General features: G+C 63.9%; 23 protein-coding genes. 7 read left to right on the top strand and 16 right to left on the bottom strand.

From position 1 onward, the window contains the following. Nucleotides 1–2: 2 nt before the first annotated feature. Nucleotides 3–1238, bottom strand: coding sequence for an FAD-dependent oxidoreductase (locus ACF8EF_RS08430; protein WP_392460867.1), 1236 nt, complete (start codon nucleotides 1236–1238; stop codon nucleotides 3–5). 78 nt (nucleotides 1239–1316) lie between these two features. On the opposite strand from ACF8EF_RS08430, the gene ACF8EF_RS08425 reads away from it, so the two are divergent. Continuing rightward, nucleotides 1317–2222: a LysR family transcriptional regulator gene (locus ACF8EF_RS08425; RefSeq protein ID WP_176682195.1), complete on the top strand. Its 906-nt coding sequence runs from the start codon at nucleotides 1317–1319 to the stop codon at nucleotides 2220–2222. Between the two features lie 63 nt (nucleotides 2223–2285). On the opposite strand, the gene ACF8EF_RS08420 is transcribed toward ACF8EF_RS08425, so the two are convergent. The 14 genes from ACF8EF_RS08420 to ACF8EF_RS08355 form a co-directional block, all read right to left on the bottom strand. Then, entirely contained in the window at nucleotides 2286–2981 is a 696-nt protein-coding gene (locus ACF8EF_RS08420) for a response regulator (protein WP_176682194.1), read from the bottom strand. Further along, on the bottom strand, nucleotides 2978–5632 hold the full coding sequence (locus tag ACF8EF_RS08415) for a sensor histidine kinase KdpD (RefSeq protein ID WP_176682193.1): 2655 nt from the start codon (nucleotides 5630–5632) through the stop codon (nucleotides 2978–2980). The genes ACF8EF_RS08420 and ACF8EF_RS08415 overlap by 4 nt, the downstream gene beginning before the upstream one ends. A 147-nt stretch (nucleotides 5633–5779) precedes the next feature. After that, the gene (kdpC, locus tag ACF8EF_RS08410) at nucleotides 5780–6337 is read right to left on the bottom strand and encodes a potassium-transporting ATPase subunit KdpC (RefSeq protein ID WP_176682192.1); all 558 of its coding nucleotides are present in this window, start codon (nucleotides 6335–6337) and stop codon (nucleotides 5780–5782) included. A gap of 10 nt (nucleotides 6338–6347) precedes the next feature. Beyond that, entirely contained in the window at nucleotides 6348–8402 is a 2055-nt protein-coding gene (gene kdpB / locus ACF8EF_RS08405) for a potassium-transporting ATPase subunit KdpB (RefSeq protein ID WP_176682191.1), read from the bottom strand. Nucleotides 8403–8411: 9 nt separating this feature from the next. Beyond that, on the bottom strand, nucleotides 8412–10106 hold the full coding sequence (gene kdpA, locus ACF8EF_RS08400; RefSeq protein ID WP_176682190.1) for a potassium-transporting ATPase subunit KdpA: 1695 nt from the start codon (nucleotides 10104–10106) through the stop codon (nucleotides 8412–8414). 9 nt (nucleotides 10107–10115) lie between these two features. Continuing rightward, nucleotides 10116–10205 (bottom strand): K(+)-transporting ATPase subunit F, encoded by a 90-nt coding sequence (kdpF, locus tag ACF8EF_RS08395; protein ID WP_003251485.1) that lies wholly within the window; start codon nucleotides 10203–10205, stop codon nucleotides 10116–10118. A gap of 238 nt (nucleotides 10206–10443) precedes the next feature. Next, complete coding sequence (locus tag ACF8EF_RS08390; RefSeq protein WP_176682189.1) at nucleotides 10444–11496, bottom strand: AI-2E family transporter; 1053 nt, start codon at nucleotides 11494–11496, stop codon at nucleotides 10444–10446. A gap of 12 nt (nucleotides 11497–11508) precedes the next feature. Further along, nucleotides 11509–12303: a DUF4892 domain-containing protein gene (locus ACF8EF_RS08385; RefSeq protein ID WP_176682188.1), complete on the bottom strand. Its 795-nt coding sequence runs from the start codon at nucleotides 12301–12303 to the stop codon at nucleotides 11509–11511. Between the two features lie 109 nt (nucleotides 12304–12412). Next, nucleotides 12413–13267 carry an alpha/beta hydrolase gene (locus ACF8EF_RS08380; protein WP_176682187.1) on the bottom strand — a complete coding sequence of 285 codons (855 nt, stop codon included), beginning with the start codon at nucleotides 13265–13267 and terminating at the stop codon, nucleotides 12413–12415. Continuing rightward, nucleotides 13264–14052 (bottom strand): alpha/beta fold hydrolase, encoded by a 789-nt coding sequence (locus ACF8EF_RS08375; RefSeq protein WP_252459071.1) that lies wholly within the window; start codon nucleotides 14050–14052, stop codon nucleotides 13264–13266. The genes ACF8EF_RS08380 and ACF8EF_RS08375 overlap by 4 nt, the downstream gene beginning before the upstream one ends. 92 nt (nucleotides 14053–14144) lie before the next feature. Continuing rightward, on the bottom strand, nucleotides 14145–14519 hold the full coding sequence (locus ACF8EF_RS08370; protein WP_176682186.1) for a hypothetical protein: 375 nt from the start codon (nucleotides 14517–14519) through the stop codon (nucleotides 14145–14147). 163 nt (nucleotides 14520–14682) lie between these two features. Next, the gene (sixA, locus tag ACF8EF_RS08365; RefSeq protein ID WP_176682185.1) at nucleotides 14683–15141 is read right to left on the bottom strand and encodes a phosphohistidine phosphatase SixA; all 459 of its coding nucleotides are present in this window, start codon (nucleotides 15139–15141) and stop codon (nucleotides 14683–14685) included. Beyond that, nucleotides 15138–15440 carry a DUF4389 domain-containing protein gene (locus ACF8EF_RS08360; RefSeq protein ID WP_392460865.1) on the bottom strand — a complete coding sequence of 101 codons (303 nt, stop codon included), beginning with the start codon at nucleotides 15438–15440 and terminating at the stop codon, nucleotides 15138–15140. The genes sixA and ACF8EF_RS08360 overlap by 4 nt, the downstream gene beginning before the upstream one ends. Nucleotides 15441–15476: 36 nt before the next feature. Beyond that, nucleotides 15477–16502, bottom strand: coding sequence for an NAD(P)H-dependent glycerol-3-phosphate dehydrogenase (locus ACF8EF_RS08355; protein WP_176682183.1), 1026 nt, complete (start codon nucleotides 16500–16502; stop codon nucleotides 15477–15479). Nucleotides 16503–16778: 276 nt separating this feature from the next. Between ACF8EF_RS08355 and ACF8EF_RS08350 the strand changes: the two genes are divergently transcribed. The 5 genes from ACF8EF_RS08350 to fabB all read left to right on the top strand — a co-directional run bounded on the left by ACF8EF_RS08350 (nucleotide 16779) and on the right by fabB (nucleotide 23666). Next, a complete protein-coding gene (locus ACF8EF_RS08350) occupies nucleotides 16779–18893 on the top strand; it encodes a TonB-dependent receptor domain-containing protein (protein ID WP_176682182.1) in 2115 nt (704 codons plus the stop codon). Further along, entirely contained in the window at nucleotides 18893–19783 is an 891-nt protein-coding gene (locus tag ACF8EF_RS08345; RefSeq protein WP_176682181.1) for an ABC transporter substrate-binding protein, read from the top strand. The genes ACF8EF_RS08350 and ACF8EF_RS08345 overlap by 1 nt, the downstream gene beginning before the upstream one ends. Continuing rightward, nucleotides 19780–21711: an ATP-binding protein gene (locus ACF8EF_RS08340; RefSeq protein ID WP_176682180.1), complete on the top strand. Its 1932-nt coding sequence runs from the start codon at nucleotides 19780–19782 to the stop codon at nucleotides 21709–21711. The genes ACF8EF_RS08345 and ACF8EF_RS08340 overlap by 4 nt, the downstream gene beginning before the upstream one ends. Nucleotides 21712–21918: 207 nt before the next feature. Beyond that, complete coding sequence (fabA, locus tag ACF8EF_RS08335; RefSeq protein WP_003251509.1) at nucleotides 21919–22434, top strand: 3-hydroxyacyl-[acyl-carrier-protein] dehydratase FabA; 516 nt, start codon at nucleotides 21919–21921, stop codon at nucleotides 22432–22434. 11 nt (nucleotides 22435–22445) lie between these two features. Then, nucleotides 22446–23666, top strand: coding sequence for a beta-ketoacyl-ACP synthase I (gene fabB, locus ACF8EF_RS08330; RefSeq protein ID WP_176682179.1), 1221 nt, complete (start codon nucleotides 22446–22448; stop codon nucleotides 23664–23666). 130 nt (nucleotides 23667–23796) lie between these two features. On the opposite strand, the gene ACF8EF_RS08325 is transcribed toward fabB, so the two are convergent. Continuing rightward, a complete protein-coding gene (locus tag ACF8EF_RS08325) occupies nucleotides 23797–24804 on the bottom strand; it encodes an amidohydrolase family protein (protein WP_176682178.1) in 1008 nt (335 codons plus the stop codon). Nucleotides 24805–24920: 116 nt separating this feature from the next. Here ACF8EF_RS08325 and ACF8EF_RS08320 point away from each other — a divergent pair, with 116 nt between their 5' ends. Beyond that, complete coding sequence (locus ACF8EF_RS08320; RefSeq protein WP_176682177.1) at nucleotides 24921–25784, top strand: pirin family protein; 864 nt, start codon at nucleotides 24921–24923, stop codon at nucleotides 25782–25784. Nucleotides 25785–25857: the final 73 nt, after the last annotated feature.

Raw genomic sequence — 25857 nt, 5'->3', positions numbered from 1 at the left:
TGTCAACGCGTGGGCCCGACGGCTGCGGCCCACGCCTGCAATGCCTCACACGCGGCCATGGCCACCTGCTCATCGGTACGCCCGGTGAACTGCCGCTCGATCGCATCGGCGGCAATCAGCCCGGCAATGGTGGGCTTGCCGACAGCATCGGTCAGGTCCAGCCATTCCCCCCAACTGGCGGGTACGTCGTACCAGCGCAGGTAGCCTGAGGGTGAGCACGGCCACCATCGCTCATCGAACTGCAGAATCACTTTTTCCAGCTTGCCCATCCCTAGATGCGCCAGCGCTTCCTGCTGTGTTTCAGGTAACGCAGGGGCAAAGTGCAACACTTTCAGCACTCCCACCGGGACTGTGCAAATGCAGAAGTCGCATACCTCGTCATTCACCTTGACGCGCGCGCTCGACCAGTCGATGTGGGTGACAGGACTGTCCAGGCGGATATCCAGGTTCTTCGACAGCAAGTCGACAAGCTCGCTGTAGCCGCCTGGCAGCATACGATCACCATGCCCGACCCCCTCTTCATCCAAGGCACAGACCGACAGTTGCTCGACGGGCAAACACGCTTCCAGTACAAGGTTGGCGTCGATGGCAAACTGCGTGGCACGCGCGAGCGCGGGATCGAGTGTGGCCATATAGCCATTGATCGCGTCAGACAAAGGCTGTTGCCGATCGAGACGCCTGATCAAGGCATCCCAGGCGGCGTCGACATCCGGCAACACCCCGCCGCGTGCTGCTGCAAGCGGACAACTGAAATCGGTCTCGACGCAAGCCAAGCCATGTTGAAGTGCAACAGCGGCCAATGGGTTCTCGGCAAAATGCTGAAGCCAGGCCGCACCTGCATCTGCTTTCACGCCGCCCAACTCGACAGTGTGGGCGCGCCCACCCGTTCGCCCACGCGCCTCCAGCACCGTGCAATCGACACCCCTTTCCCGCAAGCGTTGAGCGGCAGCCAGGCCTGCACACCCCGCACCGATCACGATCACCTTGCTCGCCCCGGCACTCACGGCTGCCTCGGCGGCGCGCAGCCCATCATTCCACGCACCATGAGTCATTGCCGGAGCGCTGGCATTGCAGGCTTCTCCAGCAATGACCAAGCGCCCATGCAGCACATGGCCAAGGGCGCTTCGATGCTGCGGCAACCCTCCTGGCAGCAAGGAACTGTAGGCCCCGAGGCTGAACGGGTCGGAACTCCAGTGGGTGATATGCCAAGCGGTTGGTCTGTGCACGCTTTTCTCCATTGAGAGGACTGTCCTGCAGGTGCATTAATGTTCATAATTTTTAGCAATAAAAGATGATCATCATCAGGTTTACTGACAATGGCCTTTAGCAGCGACTCCTTGGCAATTTTCCTCGCGGTGCTCGATGCCGGCTCGTTCTCCGCCGCCGCCCGCAAGCTGGGCCGTGTGCCTTCAGCCGTGAGCATGGCGATCGCCCAGCTCGAGGCCGAACTGGACCTGCCGCTGTTCGACCGGGCCACGCGCAAGGCCCTGCCCACCAGCGCGGCCCTGGCCCTTGAACCCCAGGCCAGGCAGGTGATCTGCCAGCTCAACCTGCTCGACGCCCAGGCCCTGCAACTGCACCAAGGCCTGGAAAAACGCCTGACCATCGCCATGGCGCCCGAGTTGCAAACCGGCCGCTGGAGCCAACCACTGGAAATCCTCGCCCAGGCATTTCCCAGCCTGGAAGTCGAGGTACGTTCGGCCACCCAGACCGAGGCCATTCGCCTGCTGCATGACGGCAGTGTGCAGTTGGCACTGGTGTTCGAACGGCCCGGCATCGACGAGCGCGAGTCATTCCTCGAAGCCGGTAGCCAACTGCTGGTGGCGGTAGCGTCACCGCGCCATCCGGCCGGGCAGAACAGCGGTACGCCACTGCCGGAGGAGGCCTTTGCCGAACAACGGCAGATCATCGTGGCCTCGGGCAAGGCCACCGGATCGGACCCGCGCATGGTGCTGTCCCGGCGCATCTGGCTGACCGACAGCTACCTGGCCACGCTGGACCTGGTGCAGTCCGGGCTGGGCTGGGCCTACCTGCCGCAGCCATTGGTCGAACCGCTGATAACCTCGGGTGCACTGGCCGAGGTGCGCTTCGACAACATGGCCAGCCGCCTGCGCTTGTGGGTAGACATCATCTGGATCAAGTCGCGCCCGTTGGGCCTGGGCGCGCGCCGCTACCTGGAAGTCATGCGCCAGGTGTTCGAGAAGGAACCACCCAGGGCCTGATACCCCTTGCGCGAGTCCCTGCCCTGCAGGCGCCCGCCCAGCCCTTTGGGCTGAGGGAGCGGGTTATGCTGTCGGCGCTACCAACCTGTACCCAACCCCCGCCTCGGTAATGATGAACCGCGGCGCCGTGGGGTCATCGCCCAGTTTCTGTCGCAGATGCCCGACCACGATCCGCAGGTAGTGGGTATCCTCCGCATGGGTAGGCCCCCAGATATCCTTGAGCAGCTGCTGCTGGGTAATCACCCGCCCAGGGTGCCCGGCCAACAGCGCCAGCAACGCATACTCCTTGCGTGTCAATGCCACCTCCACACCGTCGAGCGTCACCCGGCGGTAGGCAAAATCCACCGTCAGCGGCCCAAAGCTGGCCGCCACTTCCGAGCCGCCGGCTTGTGGCACCTGGCGCAGCAAAGCCCGCACGCGCGCGAGAAACTCCTGGATACCGAACGGCTTGGTCACATAGTCATTGGCGCCACCATCCAACGCATCGACCTTCTGCACTTCACTGGCACGCACCGACAACACCATCACCGGCACTGCACTCCATTCGCGCAATTCACGCAGCACCTGCTGGCCGTCCATGTCCGGCAGCCCCAGGTCGAGCACCACCAGGTCCGGCTTGCCCAGTGCCGCCTGGGCCAACCCCTCGGCACCGGTGGCAGCCTCCAGCACCTTGTAGCCTTGCGAGGCCAGACTGATACGCAGGAACTTGCGGATCTGCGGTTCATCATCGATGACCAACAGGGTGGCGGACTGGCTCATGGGGCTTCGCTTTCGGCTTCAGGTTGAGGAGGCAGCGGCAAGCATAGAGTGATGCTGGTGCCTTGGCCATCGATGCCTTCGCCCACCAGAATCTGCCCGCCATGGGCACCGATCATGCCCTGGCAAATTGCCAGGCCCAGGCCGGTACCCTGCCCGCCGCGGTCGCCACGGGCGGCGGTATAGAACATGTCGAAGATTTTCTCACGGTCGGCTTCAGGAATGCCGGGGCCCTGGTCGCTGACGGTCAAGCGCAGCTGGTCGTCATGCACAGCCACCTGCAGCTCAAGCCGACCATTGGCCGGCGAAAAGCGTGCGGCGTTTTCCAGCACGTTGACCAACGCTTGCTCGATCAACGCCGCATGCACGAACAGCAATGGCAACTCGGCCGGCACGTCAGTGTGCACGCGCAGCGGCGCCAGCACCACCCGCAGGCGGTTGAGCGCACTGCCGACGATGTCCGCCGGGGCCACCCAGTCGCGGGCCAGCTTGAGGCCGCCATGGCCCAGGCGGGTCATGTCCAGCAGGTTCTGGATGTAGCGATCGAGGCGTTCGGCCTCGTTGCGGGTGCCCTCCAGCAGCTCGCGGCGGTCTTCAACCGGGATCGCGTCGCCCAACGCCAGCAGGCTGTCGATGCTGCCACGCATGGCGGTCAACGGCGTGCGCAAGTCATGGGATACGGAAGCCAGCAGGGCGCTGCGCAGTTGCTCGGTTTCGCCGTGCAGGCGTGCGGCTTCCAGCTGCTCGGCCAGGCGTGCGCGGGCCAAGGCCTGGGCCAGTGGCTGGCCTAGGGCGGTGAGCAGGCGCCGGCGCGGGTCGCTGAGCGGCTGTCCGGTGCGCGGGCGCACACCCAGCAGCGCCAGAGGCTGATCGTCCACCGCCAACGGCCACCACCACCAGCGGCCATTTGGCAGGGTATCGCTGCCGTGGCCGGCAGCCTGCCCGTGCTGCCAGGCCCAATCGGCAGCAGCCCGTTCGGTGTCGCTGAAGGTGTGGACTTCCCCACTGGCCACTTGCAACTGGCCTTCGGCGTTGCGCTCCAGCAAGCACACCTGGGTGTCCTGCCAGCCGTCCAGGTGCTGGCCGGCAGCCTTGAATATGGCTTGGCGGTCGGTGGCGACCGTCAACCGGCGAGACAGGTCGAGCAACTGGCTGGTCTGCGCCTGCGTCTCGCGCAGCGCCTGCAACTGGCGACGCTGGCGCGCGGCCAGGTTGCCGGTGAGCGCAGCCATCAACAGAAAGAACACCAGGGTCAGCACGTCTTCTTCGCGCTGGATGGTGAACGAGAAGTTGGGCGGTATGAACAGAAAGTCATAGACCAGGAATGACAGTGCGGCGCAAGCCAGCGCAGGTCCCAGGCTACTGCGCACCGCCACCAGCAACACCGCCGCCAGGAACACCAGCGAGATATTGGGCAACGCGAGCACACTGGACACCGCCCAGGCCAGCCCCGCAGCCATCACGGTGGCCAGCAGCGCCAGCAGGTAATGACGCCACACCCACACCCGCCGCACCGCTGAACGCGGCGCTGGCGGCTGCACCTCGCGGTCCAGCACATTGATCTCCAGGCCATGGCTTTCGCGCAGTAGCCGCGCCGCCACACCAGCGCCGAACAAACGCCGACGCAGGCGATTGCGAGACTGCCCGACCAGCACCAGGCTGGCCCGCCGCTCGGCAGCATGCTGGATCAGCGTGCGGGCCACTTCGCCAGCACGCAGCTGCACCACCTCCCCGCCCAGTCGCTCGGCCAACTGCTGCGCGGCTTGCAAACGCTGCCGTGCGGTTTCGTCACGCAGGCGGCCGTTGTCCACGTGCACCAAGCTCCAGGGCAGGTGGCGGCGCTGGGCCACGCGACAGGCATGGCGCACCAGGCGTTCGGCCTGGTCGTCACCCTCGATGCCCACCAGCAACCGGCCACGCAAGGCCGGCGCCTCTTGGCCACGCTGACGATAGCCGTGGGCCAGGTCGGCATCGACCTGAGCAGCGGCGGTCTGCATGGCCAGCTCGCGCAGGGCGGTGAGGTTGGTTTGCGAAAAATACGCATCGATGGCCGCCCGAGCCTGCTCGGGCACGTACACCTTGCCTTCGCGCAGGCGTTCGAGCAGCTCTCGCGGAGGCAAGTCGATCAGCACCAGCTCGAACGCTTCCTGCAGCACCCAGTCCGGCAGGGTCTCGCGCACTTGCACGCCGGTAATGTCGCGGACCTTGTCGTTGAGGCTTTCCAGGTGCTGGACGTTGACCGTGGTGTACACGTCGATGCCTGCGGCCAAGAGTTCCTGTACGTCCTGCCAGCGCTTGGCGTGGCGGCTGCCGGGGGCGTTCGTGTGGGCCAGTTCGTCCACCAGGGCCAAGGCCGGCGCGGCACGCAGCAGGCCGTCAAGGTCCATTTCCTCGAGGGTGACGCCACGGTACTGGCTACGCAACAAGGGCTGCTGATGCAGCCCTCCGAGCAACGCTTCGGTTTCGGCGCGGCCATGGGTTTCGACCACCCCGGCCAACACCTGCACGCCCTGGCGTTGCTGGGCGTGTGCGGCCTGGAGCATGGCGAAGGTCTTGCCGACGCCAGGGGCGGCGCCAAGGAACACCTTCAACCGGCCCCGGCCATTTCGCGGAAGGTTGGCCAGCAGCGCATCGGCGCGGGCGGAATCACTCATGCTTCATCCTTTGCTTTTTCCAGCAGTCGGCCAGTTCAGGGAAAGCCCCTTGACTGTAGGAGCGGGTTTACCCGCGAATACGTCAGTGGCACCACCACCGCATTCGCGGGTGAACCCGCTCCTACAGGCTTCCTGCCAGCGCTTCGATTACCTGACAATGGCGAGCTTTTCCAAGGCCTGGTTCAACGCCAGCACGTTGACCACCGGCGGGCCGATCAATGGGTGGAGGGTGGCCTGTTCCAGCAAGGCTTGCAAGCGCTCGACCGGCAGTTGCCGTGCCGCCGCCACCCGCGGGATCTGATAGGCCAATGCCTCCGGTGGCAAGTGCGGGTCCAGGCCGCTGCCCGAGGTGGTCAGCAGCGCCTGCGGCACTGGCCCCTGCTGTGCCTGATACAACGCGGCCGCATCGCTCCTTACCCGCTCAGCCAGCGCCGGGTTGCTCGGCGACAGGTTGCTGGCGCCGCTGGCCACGGTCGCGTAGGCACCTGCCGAGGGCCGCGAGTGGAACCAGCCATCGCCCTGGAAGTCCTGGGCGATCAATGCCGAACCCCGCACCTGCCCTTGCGCATCGCGTACCAGGCTACCGTTGGCCTGGTTCGGGAAAGCGACCTGAGCAATACCGGTCACCGCCAGCGGATACAGGGCGCCGGTCACCAGGGTCATGAACAAAGCCAGGCTCAATGCCGGGCGTAGATAAGCAGTCATGGTGGCCTCCTCAGACCAGGTTCAGGGCATTGAGCAGCAGGTCGATCAGCTTGATCCCGGCAAACGGCACCACAATGCCACCCAGCCCGTAGATCAGCAGGTTGCGCCGCAACAGGTGCGCCGCACTGACCGCCTGCACGCGCACCCCACGCAGCGCCAGCGGAATCAGCACGATGATGATCAGCGCGTTGAACACGATCGCCGACAGGATCGCGCTCTGCGGGCTGGCCAGTTGCATCAGGTTGAGTACACCCAGTTGCGGGTAGATGGCAGCGAACAGCGCCGGCAGGATGGCAAAGTATTTGGCCACGTCGTTGGCAATGGAGAATGTTGTCAGCGCACCACGGGTGACCAGCAGCTCCTTGCCGACCTGGACTACGTCCAGCAGCTTGGTAGGGTCGCTGTCCAGGTCGACCATGTTGGCTGCCTCCCGTGCAGCCTGAGTGCCATCGTTCATGGCCATGCCTACGTCAGCCTGGGCCAGTGCCGGGGCGTCGTTGGCACCGTCGCCGCACATGGCAACCAGGCGGCCGTCATTCTGCTCCTGGCGAATGCGCGCCAGCTTCTTCTCGGGTGTGGCCTCGGCCAGTACGTCATCCACCCCCGCTTCGGCGGCGATGGCGGCCGCAGTCAGCGGATTGTCGCCGGTCACCATCACCGTGCGGATGCCCAGCTTGCGCAGCTCGGCGAAGCGCTCGCGGATACCAGGCTTGACCACGTCCTTGAGGTGGATCACGCCAAGCAAGCGCTTGTCGACGCACACCAGCAACGGTGTACCGCCACTCTGCGCGATGCGATCGACTTCGCGGGCCAGCGCCGCCGGCATATCCATGCGTTGCATACCGACGAATGCCAGCACCGCATCGACGGCGCCCTTGCGGTAGCGGTGCTGCTTGAAGTCGATGCCCGACAGGCGTGTCTCGGCACTGAAAGCCACCGCTTCGAACTGCCCGGCAGGCGGGTCGACGAAGTCGTGCAACTGGCGCAGGTATTCGACAATCGACTTGCCTTCGGCGGTGTCGTCGGCCAGCGAGGCCAGCAAGGCACCCTCCCCCAGTTCCTTGGCGGTAATGCCCGGTGCCGCATGCAGTGCGCTGCAGCGGCGGTTGCCGAAGGTGATGGTGCCGGTCTTGTCGAGCATCAACGTATGCACGTCCCCGGCCGCCTCGACCGCGCGGCCGGAGCGGGCAATGACATTCAGCCGTACCAGCCTGTCCATGCCGGCGATGCCGATGGCCGACAGCAGACCGCCGATGGTGGTAGGGATCAGCGTCACCAGCAGCGCGGCCAGGAAGATCAGCGGCAGGCTGCCACCCACGAAGTGGGCGAACGGCTGCAAGGTCACCACCACGATCAGGAAAATCAGGGTCAGGCCGATCAGCAGGATGTCGAGGGCGATTTCGTTCGGGGTCTTCTGCCGTTTGGCACCTTCGACCAGGGCGATCATGCGGTCCAGGGTCGACTCGCCCGGATTGCTGGTGATGCGGATAAGCAGCCAGTCGGAGACCAGCCGCGTATTGCCGGTCACCGCCGAGCGGTCGCCGCCTGATTCGCGTATTACCGGCGCGGACTCACCGGTAACGGCGGCCTCGTTGACGGCCGCAATGCCTTCAAGCACCTCGCCGTCGCCGGGGATAATCTCGCCGGCCACCACGCGTACCACGTCGTCCTTGCGCAGCGCGCTGGCAGCCACCGTCTCGTAGCTGCCATCACGCAGACGACGCTCGGCGGTCAGGCCTTGGCTGCCGGCCTTGAGGCTGTCGGCGCGGGCCTTGCCACGGCCTTCGGCCAACGCCTCGGCGAAGTTGGCGAACAACACGGTGAACCACAGCCACAGGGCAATCTGCACCGCAACACCGGTGCTCACGCCGCCGCCGGGGGAAAAACACAGCACGGTGGTCAGCACCGCGGTCAGGGCCACCACCAGCATTACCGGGGAGCGCTTGAGCTGACGCGGGTCGAGCTTGACGAACGCCTGCACCAGCGCCGGGCGCCACAGCGCGGCGAAGCGGGTCTGGTCCTTGGCACTGTGCCGGCTATTCACTTCAGGAATGGGCATGTTCATGATCGGTCCTCAAAAACCCAGGCTAAGGTGTTCGGCGATTGGCCCAAGGGCCAGCGACGGCAGGAAGGTCAGGCCTCCGACCAGCAGGATGGTCACCAGCAGCAAGCCGGTGAACAGCGGGCCGTGGGTGGGGAAGCTGTTCTGCCCCAGCGGCGCGCTTTTCTTCGCCGCCAGGCTGCCGGCCAACGCCAGTATCGGCAGGATGTAGCCGAAGCGGCCGATGAGCATGGCCAGGCCGATCATCAGGTTGTGATACACGGTGTTGGCGCCAAAGCCGGCAAAGGCAGAGCCGTTGTTGGCCGAGCCCGAGGTATAGGCGTACAGCAACTGGCTGAAACCATGCGCCCCCGGGTTGGTGACCGCCCCGGCCGGGCCGGGCAGGCTGGCGGCGATGGCGCCAAGTACCAGCACGCCAACCGGCATCACCAGCAGGGTTGCCACCAGAAGCTGCACTTCACGGGCCTGCAGCTTCTTGCCCAGGTATTCCGGGGTACGGCCAATCATCAGCCCGGCCAGGAACACCGCGATAAGGACGAACAGCAGCATGCCGTAGAGGCCCGCGCCGACGCCGCCGAATATCACCTCGCCGACCATCATGTTGACCATCGCCACCATACCGGTCAGCGGGTTCAGGCTGTCGTGCATGGCGTTGACCGAACCGTTGGAGGCGGCGGTAGTGGTGACCGCCCACAGCACCGAACCGGTGGTGCCGAAGCGGCTTTCCTTGCCCTCCAGGGGGGCGGTCTGCTGCACCTGGGCGCTTTCCAGCGCTGGGTTCGGCTGGTGCTCGGACCACAACGCCGTGCTGCCACCGATCAGGAACAGGGCAAGCATGCAGGCGAGGATGGCGCGGCTCTGGCGCAGATCCTTCACGTAGTGACCGAAGGTGAACACCAAAGCCACCGGAATGAGAATGATCGACGCCACCTCGAACAGGTTGCTCCAGGCCGTAGGGTTCTCGAACGGGTGCGACGAGTTGACGCCGAAGAAGCCGCCGCCATTGGTACCCAGTTGCTTGATGGCGATCTGGCTGGCGGCCGGCCCCAACGGAATGGTCTGGTCGGCACCTTGCAAGGTCAGCGCGTGGGCGTAGTCGGCAAAGGTCTGCGGCACGCCCTGCCAGACCAGCAACAGCGCCAGCAGGACGCACAGCGGCAACAGGCCGTAGAGGGTGGCACGGGTCATGTCGACCCAGAAGTTGCCCAGCGTCGTCGCACTGCGCCGGGCGATACCGCGGCACAGGGCAACCAGCACAGCCAGGCCGGTGGCAGGGCTGACAAAGTTCTGCACGGTCAGGCCAAGCATCTGGCTCAGGTAGCTGACCGACGCCTCACCGCTGTAGGCCTGCCAGTTGGTGTTGGTAACGAAACTGACGGCGGTGTTGAACGCCAGTGACCATTCCTGGCCAGGCAGGTGCTGAGGGTTGAATGGCAGGTAACCCTGCAACTGCAGCACTGCGAACAGCAGCAGGAAGCCGACCAGGTTGAACGCCAGCAGGGCCAGAGCGTATTGCCGCCAGTTCTGCTCCTGGTTGGCGTTCACACCTGCCAGCCGGTAACAGCCCTGCTCGACCGGCCCCAGCACAGGCGTCAGCCAGGTACGCTGGCCCTCCATGACCTTGAAGTAGAACCGCCCGAGCCAGGGTGCCGGTAGCAGCACGATGGCAAAGAATGCCAGGAGCAAGGCGAAATCGTAACTGTGCATGGCCGCTCCCTAGCTGCGATCGGCGCGCAGCAGCGCCACCAGCAGATAAAACGCCAATGCCACTGCCAGCAGCAGTGACAGCCCGTCGAGCATGTTCATGTGTGGTTCTCCCCGTGTTACGGCTTGGGCCGCTTTAGGGAAATTGTCCGAGGGAGGGGCGTAAAGGGGCGAGAGCGGGGTGTGGGGGTGGGTATAAAGAATGCGTAAAAATCAGCGTTGTGGTCTGCCTGTAACGGCCCTTTCGCGGGCACGCCCGCTCCCACAGATACTGCACAGCCTTCAAGGCCTGTGTGGTACCTGTGGGAGCGGGCGTGCCCGCGAAAGGGCCGTTACAGGCTTACTGTTGTGGCGGCTGCTGCGCCGCGTTACGGCTCCAGTCCAGCAACAGGCTGTAGCCTACCGCCAGCAAGGTCGGCCCGATGAACAGGCCAATGAAGCCAAAGGCAAGCAAGCCACCGAACACGCCCAGCAGCACGATCACCAGCGGCAGGTTGCCGCCACGGCTGATCAGGTACGGTTTGAGCACGTTGTCCACGCCGCTGATGACGAACGTGCCCCAGACTCCCAGGAACACCGCCATTCCGTATTCGCCCTTCCACACCAACCAAGCGGTGGCCGGGATCCATGCCAGTGGCGGCCCCATGGGGATCAGGCTGAGCATGAAGGTCACCACCCCCAGCACGATCGCCCCAGGCACCCCCGCGATCAGGAAGCCGATCAGCGCCAGCAGGGCCTGCGCGGCCGCCGTGCCGATCACCCCGTTGACCACCCGCTGAACGGTAGCGGCTACCAGTTCCAGGTAATATTCGGCACGTTCGCCCACCAGCCGGTGCAGCAAGCGCAACACGAATGCCGCCAAACGCGGCCCGTCGCGGTAGAAGAAGAACACGAACACCAGGCTCAGGGTCAGTTCCAGCACGCCGCTGCCAATCTGCGCGCTGCGCGCCAGCAACCAGTTGCCCACTTGCCCTAAGTAAGGCTTGATCGAGGCAAGCAAGGCTGCGCCTTGCTGGTCCAGCGATTGCCAACTATTGACCAGACGCTCGCCAACGAAGGGAATGCCACCCAGCCAGGCCGGCGCATCGGGCAGGCCGTCGACCTGCACGTCACGCACAAACGCCGTAGCGTCGCGAATGTGATCGGCCAGGTTGAACCCCAGCCACACCAGCGGCAGTGCCACGATCAGGATCCAGGCCATGGTCAGCAGGCCGGCTGCCAGCGTCTCACGCCCGCCCAGCAGGCGCGTCAGGAAGCGCATCAACGGCCAGCTGGCAAAGGCCAGGATGGCCCCCCACAGCAATGCCGATATGAACGGTGCCATCACCCACAGGCCGGCACCCAGCAACGCCACCAGCAGAATCTGGACCAGCAGGCGATCATTGTTAACCATGATGGTGCTCGTTCAACGGATCAGTTCAAGGTGCAGGCCGTCTGCAGGCGCACTGCCGACTTCAAGGCGGCGGCTGCGCACCCCGGCCTTGACCAGCGCCTCGCGCCAGGCCTCAGCCTGGGCGCCACTGAGGCTGACGCGCAAGCTGCTGTCGAGGTTCAGGCTGCGGGCCAGCAGGTTTACCCAGGTGTCTTGCGGCGCGGCAAGGTCAGGGTAGTCGAGCTTGCCGGTGTCGAGCATTTCGCGCAGCACCGTGGCCGCGGTTGGCAGCAGCTCGCCCAGCGGGCTGCCTGCGATGAACTCTTCCACATGCAGGTAGGCGCGGCGGTTGCCACGGGTAACGCTGTACAGCGCGACCAGGGTGTCGGCCTCTTCTGCCGAGCGGCGTAGCAAAATGAACGCCTGCTGCTCATCGCCACCGTTGAGGCGGGCATTGCCGAATACATCATTGGCCCACAGGCTGGCCTCACCGCAATCACGCCCCTGGCACCAGAACAACGGGTAGCCACCGTCACGTACAAGTGCTTCGCGAGCATTGGTGAAGGCCTCACGGGCAGTACGTTCGACGGGCAATTCGTAGGTCACCGAGCTGACCTGACCACGGCTCTCGACCTTGTCATCGACCCGCAGGCGGCCACTGATCTTGCGCAACGGGCCCATCGGGTAGACCCGCTCCTGCTCGACGGCCGGGCGTTGATCAACCACCTTGGCGTCCTGCGGTACCGGCAGGCTACCGGCCCACAACACGGGGCTGGCGAGCACCAGGCAGGCCGCCAGGGCAGTGCGAATGGAAACAGGCGCGCTCATTGGCGAACCAGGCGGCGCTCAGCGCCGAATTGAAGCTCCAGGATGTCTGGCAGTTGCATGGTTGTCTCCCTGTTCAACCCGCCAAGCCTCGACACTTGTCCGGTGCAAGTCAAGCAAAGCCAAAGAAGCGATTGATACAGTCTGCAACAAGGACCGCGCCCTGCGCATCATTCAGGTGCAGGTGATGGCCGCCGGGCAGCGTCACCTGTTCAAAGGGTAGCTGCTCCAGCAACCCGGTGTGGCGCGCCAGCATGCCGTCGGCAGCCACCACCAACAGCGCCGGGCAACTCACCCGCCGCACATAGGCCATGGCCTGGGCCTCGCTCAGGCGCACCGGTGAGGGCAGGGTCAAGCGGCTGTCGCTGCGCCAGCTGTAGCCACCGGGCACCGGCATAAGGCCACGCTGGGCCAGCAGCTCGGCCGCCTCGCGGCTGACCGCGACCATGCCTTTCATCCGGGCTTGCACACCGGCTTCCAATGTCGCATACACCGACTTGCGTTTGCCATCCAGCCGCAACTGGGCTTGCAGTGCCATCCCTAAGCGCTCGCCGGCATCCTGTTCGGCGCCGGTCGGCGGGATGACGCCGTCGATCAACGCCAGGTGACTGACCCGATCGGGCAATGCTCCGGCCAGTTGCACCGAAATGATCGCGCCCAGCGAATGCCCCAGCAGGGCGAAACGCTGCCAACCCAGTTGCTCGGCCACGCGCAGCACGTCATGGGCATAGTCGGCCAAGGCATAACCGGCACCGAGCGGGCGGTGCTCCGAGTAACCATGGCCGGCCAGGTCCAGGGCGACGATGCGTAGCCCTTTCAGTTGCGGTGCCAGGCGGGCAAAGCTGTTGGCGTTGTCCAGCCAGCCATGCAGGGCAATCACCGGCAGCCCGTCTTCGGGGCCGAACAGGTGTGCAGCCAGCTCGATATGGCCCAGGCTCAGGCGAATTTCCTCTACGTGCGCGCTCATGCCTGGCTCCAGCGGTCGAACAGGCCCTTGATCAGGCTGGCAGTGTCGGCCGGACGCTCCAGCGGGAACATGTGCCCACCCGGTACGCTGTGGTATTCACCTTGGGGCATGCCGCGCACAGCCAAGGTGTGGTGGCGACGAATGACGTTGCTGCGGTTGCCGCGCACCATGGCCAGCGGTACCTGCAACTGGCGCGCGGGGGCGGGGCTGGTATGCGGGATGCTGCGGTAGATGCTGATTTCAGTGGCAGGGTCGAAGCGCAACTGTAGCCCCTGCTCCACCGCCTGCAGGCCGTGTTCTACATAAGCGTCGAGGCAATCGGGATCGAAATGACGGAACAGTGATTTGCCCGCGAAATAGTCCCGGGCGCTGTCGCGGTCGTTGAAGGTTTCGCGACGCCCCAGGGTGCGCCCGGCCGGTGTGATGCGGTCGATGAAACCAAAGCGCTTGGCAGTGCGCAGCAGCCATTGATCAGCGCGGGTGAGCACCGGAGAGTCGAGCATTACCAGCCCCCGGTAGTACTCGGGGCAGCGCAATGCTGCGTGCAGGTGCAACACGCCACCCAGCGAATGACCAACGCCCCAGACTGGCTGGTCCTGCTGCGCCAGGTGATGCAACAATTCATCGACCAGGCTTTGCCAGTTTTCGTCCACGGGAAAGCGCGGGTCATGGGCATGCTGGGCCAGGTGCTGCACCTGATAGTCCGGCGCCAGCGCTGCAAACAGCTTGCCGTAGGTGGCCGATGGGAAACCGTTGGCATGAGCGAAGAAGATCTGCTGCGACATGGCGCCTGGTCCGGAGCGGAATGATGGCCCATTGTCGGCATCGCGCAGCGGTTCGGCAATGTCCATAAAGGTCATCGGCGAGGGGGATCAGGTCATGCCGAACGGTCGAAACTGCTCAACGACCGCCGCAGGCAAGCCTGCATGTAGGCCACTTGGCTCTCCAGCGCCTCGCGGGCCAGACGCTGGTCCTGGCAGTCCAGTTGCAGGCGGCGCAAGGCCAGACAACTGGTTTGCAGCAGGTGCGAGACCCGCAGACAGGCGTCCTGCAATGTACGCAGGTCCTGCTCGCATTGTTGCCTCGCTGCGGGCTCCAGCCTGGGGTTGTCGTTCACCTTGCGCATCAGGTGGTACAGCTTGGCATCGGCCGATTCGCGCAGCAGGCTGTATTGGGCGAAATCCAGCGAAGTACCTTGGTCAACCTGTTCCAGGGTGGGTTGCAGGTCCAAGCAACGCAACAGTTCCAGCATTTCACCCCTCATTCGCCATTCCCTGATATTTGCCGTGGGGCAACGCTAGCAAGCGCTGGTGAAGCGCGACAACTGACAAAAATGCCAGTTGCCTTATCGATCATTTACCCACGCCAGCATTCAAGTCCGAGCGAAACAGTGGCCTGTACAAGCCATCGCACGTTCAAGCGGGTGAGTGGATGGCCCGAAGGGTCATCAACCCGGCCAGCGGCCACTCACCTTCCAGTTCCGCCAGGCTGGCAGTACTCATGGCTGCCGGCTGTTGCCTGTGGCCGTGCTCCAGCGCCCCGACCAGGTTACCGACCAACGGCTGGTGGCTGACCAGCAACACCTGCTCAAACCCCAGGCGCTCGATTTCGCCGATGACCTGCTGCACATCACCCTCGGGCGTCAGCCAGGGCACTGTGCGCACCGGTTCGGCGAAGCCCAGGGTGTCATGCACCAACGCGGCGGTCTGCTGGGCGCGCACGTAAGGGCTGGCGAAAATCGCCTGCAATGGCTGCCCGATCAGGCGAGCAGCACTGTGCAACACCTGCTCGCGACCATGGGCAGTCAGCCGGCGCTCGGCGTCTTTATTGGCCCGCGGCTCGGCTTCACCGTGGCGCAGCACCCACAGCTTCACAGCTTGGGCTCCTCGTCACGCACTGGATGCGGGGCCGGCCAGTCAGCGAACGGCCATGGCTTCTGGTCGCTGTGGAAACTGCCGAAACGACCGATCTGTGCCAGGTACTGGCTCAGGCTGTCACCGAAGTTCATGAGACTGGCGCTCGGCGCCCCATACACCAGTCGGTAGATCAACTGTACAAGCACCAGGCCACCCAGCAGCACCTCGGCCAGTTGCCAGACCACCAGGAACACCAGCATCCACAGCACCCGCAGGATGATCGACTCGCGCTGGGCGCGTTCGGGCGTATCGTTCATGTGTTGCTCCTTGCTCGTGTCAGAGCCGCCAAGGGCTCAGTTGAAACCGCTGATGGAAATGAAATCGACATCGGTCTTGGGCTCGGCGCGCATCAGGTGCTCGATCACCTGGTTCAGCGTGCGGCCTTCGAACAGGATGGCATGCAGGCCAGCGACCAGCGGCATGTACACCTGCACTTGCTGGGCCTTGGTCTTGAGCACCTTGAGCGTGTTGACACCCTCGGCCACTTCGCCCAGGCGGTTGACCGCCTCTTCCAGGCTTTGGCCCTGACCCAGTGCGTAGCCAACCTGATAGTTGCGGCTCTTGGGCGAGGAGCAGGTGACGATCAGGTCACCGACACCGGCCAGGCCGAGGAAGGTCATGGGGTTGGCGCCCTGGCTGACGGCGAAGCGGGTCATCTCGGCCAAGGCCCGAGTAATCAGCATGCTCTTGGTGTTCTCGCCCATTCCCAAGGCCACAGCCATGCCGGCGATGATCGCGTAGACGTTCTTCAGTGCCCCACCCAGTTCGACGCCGAAACGGTCGGCACTGGCGTAGACGCGGAAGGTGCGCCCGTGCAGCACGGCCTGTACCTGCTGGCACAGTTCTTCGTGCTCACTGGCCACCACTGTGGCAGTCAGTGCATGTTCGGCGATTTCGCGCGCCAGGTTCGGCCCCGACAAAACGCCGATGCGCGCCTCGGGGGCGATTTCCTCGAGGATCTGGCTCATCAGCTTGAAGCTTTGCGCTTCGATGCCCTTGGTCAGGCTGACCAGGCCTTTGCCGCGCAGCAGCTCGGCATGGGGTGCCAGCACACTGCGCAAGGCACTCGATGGCAAGGCAACGAAGATCAGCTCGCTGGCCTGCAGGGTGGCCAACAGGTCGTTGACCGGCTCAACCCCATCGTGCAAGCGGATACCCTTGAGGTAGCGCGGATTCTCGCGATTCACGCGCATGGCCTCGGCCTGCGCCGGGTCGCGCATCCATTGGCGCACCGGCACACCGTTTTCCGCCAGCAGGTTCGCCACGGCGGTGCCGAAGCTGCCGCCGCCCAGCACCGCAACAGGTTGCTGTTCTGTCATATCCAATCCATTAAAGCCAAAAGTTAAGTGGCGACCCCGCTATTATACGGCTCGCCTGCCATGCGCCAAGGCTAGCAACGCAGATGACACGGTCATGGCCACACGTTGCAACAAATGAAGAAGCAAGCTTGCTCGCGATGCACCGCCCGCGCGGCGCTCGATGTCCGCCCCATGAAAGCGTCAAGACAGACACGCTGCAAAACCGCTGCAGATCACTGGAAAATACGCCAAGGTCAGTTACCATGCCTGTTTCAATCCTGAAACAAAGGCCGCCCCGTGTTTCCTGGCACGCCCCCGTACCCGCGCCTGCTGTTATTGACCGCCCTGCTCGGCGGTCAGGCCGTGGCCGACGACTTGTTCATCGACAACACCGATCTGCCGCAGATTCTGACCGCCACACGCCTGAAACAATCCCCCGCCGCTGTACCGGGCAGCATGACCGTACTCGACAGCGAACTGATTCGCGCCAGCGGTGCCCGTGATATCCCCGAACTGCTGCGCCTGGTACCCGGCATGATGATCGGCTACGGTGCCGGTAATCAACCCACGGTCAACTACCACGGCAGCAACGTCAACGATGCACGGCGCATGCAGGTACTGATCGATGGTCGCTCGGTGTACCGCGCAGGCCTGGCCACGGTGGACTGGAGCGACATCCCCTTGGCCATGGAGGATATCGAGCGCATCGAGGTGTTCCGCGGCCCGAACACCGTCAGCTATGGCGCCAACGCGCTGATGGCGGTGGTCAACATCCTCACCCGCAAGCCCGCCGACAGCCATGGCACACGGCTGAAAGTGACGCGCGGCCAGGACGGCATCAACGACTTCTATGCCAGCCACGGCTTCGGTTGGGACGGTGGCGACATGCGCCTGTCGCTGTCGGGCCAACAGGACGATGGCTTCGATGAGAACCAGTTCGGCCAGGACTACCGCGACAGCCGCCGCCTGACCCGCTTCAACCTCAGCGCCAACCACAACCTGGCGGTCGACCAGACCCTGGAGTGGCAACTGGCGGCCAAGGAAGGCAGCAATCAACGGCCCTACACCTACCAGCCGGTGTTCCAGAAGTACGAGTCCGGGAACAATGCCGACGTCAACGCCAAGGACTATGCGGGCTCGTTGCGCTGGACCAAAGACTTCAGCGCTGAGCACAGCCTTTATATCCAGGGCTCAGCCCAGCATTTTGATCGCCAGCAAGTGTGGCGTGCCTGTGATGCCTTGCAGTCGTTCAGCCCCGAACTGACCCAGCTCTGGCAGATGAACCCCGACTTCGCCGAGAAAGTGGCGCGCGGTATTGCGACTGGCGCCCCCCTTTCCACTGACGACCCGGCCCTGAAAGGGCTTCTGCAGAAAGTGCAGCAACAATGGGAGATGGGTGGAAGGGAGCAGGTCTGCGGCGATGTCGACCAGAGCACCCGTGAAACCCGCTATGACCTGGAAATCCAGGACACCCTGAGCCTGACCGACAGCCTGCGCCTGCTCAGTGGCATGAACTACCGCTATGACCGCGCCGACTCGCAGACCTACTTCAACGGCAGCCTCGACGACCAGACCTGGCGCCTGTTCGGCCAGCTGGAATGGCGGGCCGACGAGCACTGGATATTGCAAGGTGGGGCCATGTTCGAAGACTCGCGCCTGTCTGGCAGTTCGCTGACACCGCGCGTCGCGGTCAACTACCTGATCACGCCACGCCACGGCCTGCGTGCGGTGTACTCCGAAGCGGTGCGCTCGCCCGACATGTTCGAGAACAACGTCAACTGGAGTTACACGGTCAAGAACCTGACCCCCAATGCATTCGGGCTGCAAAACGGTGAGTACTTCGTCAAGACCCGTGGCCCTGGTGACCTTGAACAGGAGCGCATGCGCTCGCGCGAGCTAGGCTACAACGGCTACTTCAGCGACATCGACCTGAGCCTGGATGTGAAGCTGTTCTACGACGAGATCACCGGCATGATCAGCGAGCCTCTGAGGAACAATCAGTACATCGCCAGCAACGCCAACAAGGCCCGTTTCAGCGGCAGCGAGGCGCAAATGGACTGGCGCCCTACCCTACGCGACCGCCTGCGCCTGACCTATGCCTACGTCGATGCCTGGGCCAGCAACCCCGACGACCGCCGCCTCAGCGCCCGCAACAGCGGCTCGGCAGGGTGGATGCGCGAATGGGGGGCCGGCTGGTCGAGCGCACTGTTCTATTACGGCGACGATGCCCTCAACCAGTATCGCTACGAGCGTCTGGACCTGCGCCTGGCCAAGCGTTTTCGGGTGTATGGCAGCAACCTGGAGCTGGCAGCGCTGTGGCAGCAGCGCCTGGACGATGAACCCACCTCGGCCCTGCAGAACCGCTACGACAGCCGTCACCGCCTGAGCGTGAGCGCGGAGCTGGAGTTCTGATGGCCCTGCTGCTGCGCCTGTTGCTGCTGTGCCTGTGGCCGTTGGGGCCTTTGTCCGCCAGCGAAATCATGCTGGTGGGGGCCGAGGACCAGCCCGGTATACGCAGCTTCATCGCCGCACTGGAAAGCCGCCGACCGCACGATCATGTGCAGTTTCGCACCACCGCCAACCTGCCACGCCCAGGCAAGCTCAAAGCCGACCAACGCCTGATCCTGCTCGACAGCGCAGCACTGGAATGGCGCCTGGGGGAAACCGCCGGCCCGCCGGCACTGGTCATGCGGGTCAGCCGGGTACAGGCTGAACAGCGCCTGGGAAAGTCGCGCCCCGCGTTCCTCACACTCTTGTGGAGCGACGCACCGTTGGGACGGCAACTGCGCCTGGCACGCTACTTGTTGCCGCAGGCCAGGCGCATTGGCGTGCTGTACGGCGAGCACAGCCGCTTCTTGCTGGACGAACTGCGCAATGCCGCACGGCCGCTAGGCCTGGAAATCGTTGCTCAGGACTGGTCCGACCCGCGTGACAACCGGCCCCTGCAGCACCTGCTGGGCAACAGCGATGTGCTACTGGGCCTGGACGACCCTGACTTGTACAACTCCAAGACTGCAAAGAACCTGCTGTTGAGCAGTTATGGCCGGCAGATGGCGCTGATCGGCCCGAACGCCGGCTTCGTTCGCGCTGGCGCCCTGGCCAGCACCTACAGCGACCAGGACGACTGGCTGTGGGTGCTCGACCAGTTGCTCGACCAGCCGCCGACGCGCTGGCCGCGCAGCCTGTACCCAGTGCGCTACGGGGTCAGTGGCAACCAGCAGGTGGCCCGTGCCCTGGGTCTTGAACCGATCGATCAGAACGCCGCCGTCAAGGCCCTGGCCGAGGGAGAACCCACCCCATGAGCAAACGCTTGAGCTGGGACATTCATACCCGCACGCAGATCATCAGCCTCGGCCCCGCCCTGCTACTGACCTTGATCTTGATCAGCTTCTTTACCTTCGTGCGCATCCAGGACCTGCGCCAGGAACTCAACCACACCGGGCAACTGATCGCCAACCAGTTGGCACCGGCGTCGGAGTACGGGGTGATTTCGGGCAACAACGAAGTGCTCGAAGGGCTGATGCGCGCCACCCTCAGCATCCCGCACGTGCGCTTTCTGGAAGTGCAGGACAGCCGCAACCACATCCTGGTGTACGTCGAGCAGTCCGACGAAAGCGCCAACCGCGCGCAACAGGTCGAAGTGTTCCAGGCGCCGATTCGCCTGCAACAAATCCGCCTGGACAACGACTTCCTGCAACAGGGCAAAACCACCACCCCGGCCATCGGTGACGACTACCTGGGCCGGGTGATCGTCGGCATGTCCGATGACGCCTTCAGCCAGCGCCAGCAGGAAATCGTGATCAAGGCCGGGATCCTGGCGCTGTTCGCCCTGCTGTTCACCTTTTTGCTGGCTCGCCGCCTGGCCCTGAGCCTGGCCAAGCCGATCAGTGACATGGGGCATGCGGTCAAGGCTATTCAGCAAGGCGAGTACAACACCCCCCTGCCGGTAGTCGACGACAGCGAGCTGGGCCACCTGGCCCGCCACATCAACAACCTGGCCAGCGCCCTGGAACAGGCCAGTGATGAACAGAAGCAGGCCATTGCCGAACTCATCCAGGCCCGCGAGGAGGCCGAACAGGCCAACCGCGCCAAATCGGATTTCCTGGCGATGATGAGCCATGAGTTGCGCACCCCGATGAATGGCGTGCTGGGCATGCTGCAACTTCTGGAAACCACACCGCTGAGCAGTGAACAGGCCGATTACACGGCAGTGGCCAGCGAGTCCACCGGGCATTTGCTCAAGGTCATCAACGACATCCTCGATTTTTCGCGCATCGAACGCGCCGCGTTGCAACTGGAACACATCGACTTCAACCTCGGCGAGCTGATCACCAGCAGTGTCCAGTCGTTCCAGCACAGCGCCCAGCAACGCGGCCTGGACCTGCAGTTGCAGCTGCCGGCCGGCATCGAGCAACTGCAGGTGAACGGCGACCCCACACGCATCCGTCAGATCCTGCTGAACCTGGTAGGCAATGCCCTGAAATTCACCGAGCGTGGCCAAGTGCAAGTCGACGCACGCTGGCAGGTGCTCGACCGGCAGCTGATCTGGCTGACCTGCAGCGTGCGCGACACTGGCATCGGCATCGACAGCGACCGCCTGGAAATGATGTTTGTCGCCTTCCAGCAGGCCGACAGCTCGATTTCCCGTCGTTATGGTGGCACCGGGCTGGGGCTGTCGATCGCTCGAACCCTGGCCGAACGCATGGGCGGCAAGCTACGCGGTGAAAGCCGCGAGGGCCTGGGCTCGACCTTCACCCTGGAGATGCCGCTGGCCCTCGCCAACCCTGTCCCCGTCCCGCTGACGCCGCCTACGACTGCACGAACGACGGTGACGGACAATGATCAGGTACTGCTGGTGGAGGACAATCCGGTCAACCGGAATGTCGTAGAAGCGATGCTGCGCAGCCTGGGGCTGGCAGTATGCACGGCAGAAGATGGCCTCGAAGCCGTCGAGCTGGTCGGCCGGCAGCGCTTTGCTGCCGTGCTGATGGATTGCCGCCTGCCGCACCTGGACGGCTATGAAGCCACCCGACGCATCCGCCAGTTGCCCAACGGCGCAGGGCTACCGATCATCGCCCTGACCGCCAATGCCTTGCAGGGCGACCGTGAGCGTTGCATGGCCGCCGGCATGGACGACTACCTGAGCAAACCCTTGCGCCGCACCGAATTGCAGCAGGTGCTGCAGCGCTGGTTACCCGGTCAGACAACCGCGACTGGCGATAAATGCTAAAGTGCGGCAGTCTTAAACACTGGACAGGACCTTCATCGGACCTGAAAATAGACGTTTCAGTGCACACCTGTACTTCTTTCACCAGGTGCGCTGTGACTTTCACCACAACGCAATAGTCTACCTGTAGGCTGCCGTCTCGAAGCGCTTGGTTTTCGGGCCGGCCGGGAAGATTCATCCCCTGCCGCAGGGGGTTATTGAGGAGCTCGCATGACCAAACAACACGCCTTTACTCGGGAAGACCTGCTGCGCTGCAGTCGCGGTGAGCTGTTCGGCCCAGGTAATGCGCAACTGCCCGCGCCGAACATGCTGATGGTCGATCGCATCACCCATATCAGCGAAGAAGGCGGCAAGTACGGCAAAGGTGAGTTGGTCGCCGAGCTGGATATCAACCCGGACCTGTGGTTCTTCGCCTGCCATTTCGAAGGCGATCCGGTAATGCCGGGCTGCCTGGGCCTCGATGCCATGTGGCAGCTGGTTGGCTTCTTCCTCGGCTGGCAGGGCCTGCCGGGCCGTGGCCGCGCCCTGGGTTCGGGCGAGGTGAAATTCTTTGGCCAGGTACTGCCTGAAGCCAAGAAAGTCACGTACAACATTCACATCAAGCGCGTCCTGAAGGGCAAGCTGAACATGGCCATCGCCGATGGCTCGGTCAGCGTCGACGGCCGCGAGATCTACACTGCCGAAGGCCTGCGGGTCGGCGTGTTCACCTCCACTGACAATTTCTAAGGGTTATTCGCATGCGCCGCGTCGTTATCACTGGTCTGGGCATCGTATCGTGCCTGGGCAATGACAAAGCTACCGTCACCGAAAACCTGCGCAACAGCCGTCCGGGTATCCGTTTCAACCCGGAATACAAGGAAATGGGGCTGCGTAGCCAGGTTTCCGGGTCCATCGACCTCAACCTCGAAGAACTGATCGACCGCAAGGTTTACCGCTTCGTCGGCCACGCGGCTGCCTACGCCTACCTGGCCATGCAGGACGCGATCAAGGACTCCGGCCTGACCGAAGAGCAGGTTTCCAACCCGCGTACCGGCCTGGTGGCTGGCTCCGGCGGCGCCTCGACCCTGAACCAGATGGAAGCGCTGGACACCCTGCGTGAGAAGGGCGTCAAGCGCGTCGGCCCATACCGTGTAACCCGCACCATGGGCAGCACCGTGTCGGCATGCCTGGCCACCCCGTTCAAGATCAAGGGCATCAACTACTCGATCTCGTCGGCCTGCGCCACCTCGGCTCACTGCATCGGCACCGCACTGGAGCAGATCCAGTGGGGCAAGCAGGACATCGTCTTCGCCGGTGGTGGTGAAGAAGAGCACTGGAGCCAGTCGTTCCTGTTCGATGCCATGGGCGCCCTGTCGACCAAGCGCAACGAAACCCCGGAACTGGCCTCGCGCGCCTACGACGCTGACCGTGATGGCTTCGTCATCGCTGGCGGTGGCGGCATGGTCGTGGTCGAGGAACTGGAACACGCCCTGGCACGTGGCGCCAAGATCTACGCCGAGATCGTTGGCTACGGTGCCACTTCCGACGGCTACGACATGGTTGCACCGAGCGGCGAAGGCGCCATCCGCTGCATGCAGCAGGCGCTGTCCACCGTCGACACCCCGATCGACTACCTGAACACCCACGGCACCTCGACCCCGGTCGGTGACGTGGCCGAGATCAAGGGCGTGCGTGCCGTGTTCGGCGACAAGGCACCGAAGATCAGCTCTACCAAGAGCCTGTCGGGTCACTCGCTGGGCGCCGCCGGCGTGCACGAGGCGATCTACTGCCTGCTGATGATGGAAAACAACTTCATCGCCGGCTCTGCCAACATCGACGAGCTGGACCCGGAAGTCGCCGACTTGCCAGTCCTGCGTAAAACCGAAGAAAACGCCAAGATCGATACGGTCATGAGCAACAGCTTCGGCTTCGGCGGCACCAACGCCACCCTGGTACTCAAGCGCTGGGAAGGCAAGTAAGACGCTGCTGCTGTAAATGAAAACGCCCCGACTGGTTCGGGGCGTTTTTGTTTGGGTTGCCTGTGCTGGCCTCTTCGCGGGTAAACCCGCTCCTACACAGGTCATTTGCAGTGTTTTTGGTCATTGCAGGCTAATCGCGCGCCTTGGGCAACACCGCCAGAAAGTTCTCCCGGGCCACCTTGTGCGCCACCGCCTCCGGCAAGGCATCCAGAAACGGCTTGAACCCGTGCATCTGTTCCCCCAGGCTGCCAAACCGCCCCACCACATCCGACCCCAGCATGAAGCGCTCCGGGTACTTCTCGACCAGCGCCAGCCATTCCTTGCGCGGCACGCCGTGCTTATCCAGCAAATACGGCTGCAGCACACTCCACGACAGATCGACATACAGGTTCGGGTAGTCCTCCAGCAATCGCGTCAGTACTGGCAGTAGAAAGTCCATCTGCGTCTGGTGGCGGTGTATCTCCATGCTGCTGCCGGCATGCGCCCAGATGAATCGCGTATGCGGGTGATTGCGCAGCGGCTCTTCGATCTCCGCCAGGTACAGCGGGTTGCGCTCGCGCTTGGAAGTGATGTTGGAATGCAGGAGCACCGGTAGATCGCGCTCGGCCGCCAGATGATAGATGCGCGTCATGGCCTCGTTGTTGGCGCGCGGCGTGTCCCCACTGGTCAGCGCTGTCAGATCATCGTGACGAGTAAACACCTCGCCGATGCCCTGCCAAAGGCCCGGGTACAAATCGAGCATGCGCTCGATATGGCTGACCGCATTCTTGTCCACCGGGTTGAAACCGCTGAGGAATGGGTGGAAGCGCTTGCGCTGCTCACTTGGCAATTGCTGCAGCGCCGCCGCCACGTAAGTATCGGTAGCGCTGTACCAGTAGGCATCAGCGTCATCACCGGCGTAGTAGCGCGGGCGCTTGGGTTCGTCTTCGTGCCATTTCTTGGCCACTGGTATTCCGGAAATCATCGACTGCTCGATACCCGCAGCATCCATGGCCTCAAGCAGGGCCGGCATGCCTTCGCTTTCCTGGAAAAAGTCCACGTAATGCAAATGGGCATCGCTGTAGCGGTAGTCGCGTGCCTGGGCCGCCTGGCTTAGACAGGCAGACAACATCACGCAGGCCAGCGCTCTGGCAATCATGGGCAGGTTCCTTATCCGAGTATGAAAACAGTAGACCGGCCGGCCAACGCGACGGTTCAGCCACAGCAGGCAAACCGTTATGCTTGAAGCACTGTCACCTCGCCTGGAGCCGTCCCATGAGCAGCCCCCTGGTCATTCACCCCCGTGCCGAATCGGTCGAGGGCCAGCCGATCCTCCGCCCGCTGCCGTCAGCCCAGTGCCGCAGCGTCGGCCCGTTCGTGTTTTTCGACCACATGCTCGAAACGGACTATGCCCCGGGGCATGGCATGGACATCCGCCAACATCCGCATATCGGCTTGTCGACCCTGACCTACCTGTTCGAAGGCGCAATCCTGCACAAGGACAGCCTTGGCTCGGCGCAGCGAGTGCTGCCAGGTGATGTCAGCTGGATGACTGCGGGCAGCGGCGTCGCGCATGTCGAGCGCACCCCCGAGGATGCCCTGGCCCATGGCTCGCGCCTGCATGGGCTGCAGGTATGGCTGGCATCGCCGCGCGAGTTTGAGCAAGGCCCGGCAAGCTACAGCCATCACCCCGCCGCGAGCTTGCCCGTCAGTGACAGCTTGGGTGTACGTATCTGCATGATTGCTGGCAGCGGGTTCTGCTTGAAGTCCCCAGTGCCGGTGCTGTCCCCTACCCTTTATGCGCACGTTCAGATGCAGCCGGCGACCACCTTGCTGGTACCGAATGAGCATGTGCAGCGGGCGCTGTACCTGCTCGATGGTGAGTTGACGATGAACGATGAAGACGTGGAACCGTGCAGCCTGGTAGTACTGCCGGAGGGGGAAGAGGTGACGTTGTATGCGGAGGGTGAATGCCAATTGGTACTGATTGGCGGTGCACCGCTGGATGGGCCGCGTCGGATGAACTGGAATTTCGTGGCCAGCGACCCGGAGCTGATCGAGCGGGCCCGGGCCAGGTGGGCTGCGGGGGATTGGCCGGTGGTGCCGGGGGAACATTCCAGGATCGAGTTACCTCGGTGATCGGGGGTGGACACAGGTCGACGGCTGGGCGCAGCCCGTCGTGTAGGAGCGGGTTTACCCGCGAAGAGGCCGG

It is taken from the genome of Pseudomonas sp. zjy_15 (assembly GCF_043101865.1).
GTDB lineage: Bacteria > Pseudomonadota > Gammaproteobacteria > Pseudomonadales > Pseudomonadaceae > Aquipseudomonas > Aquipseudomonas putida_Y.
The sequence above is the reverse complement of the archived record's forward strand: the minus strand, read 5'-3'. Positions and strand labels throughout refer to the sequence as shown.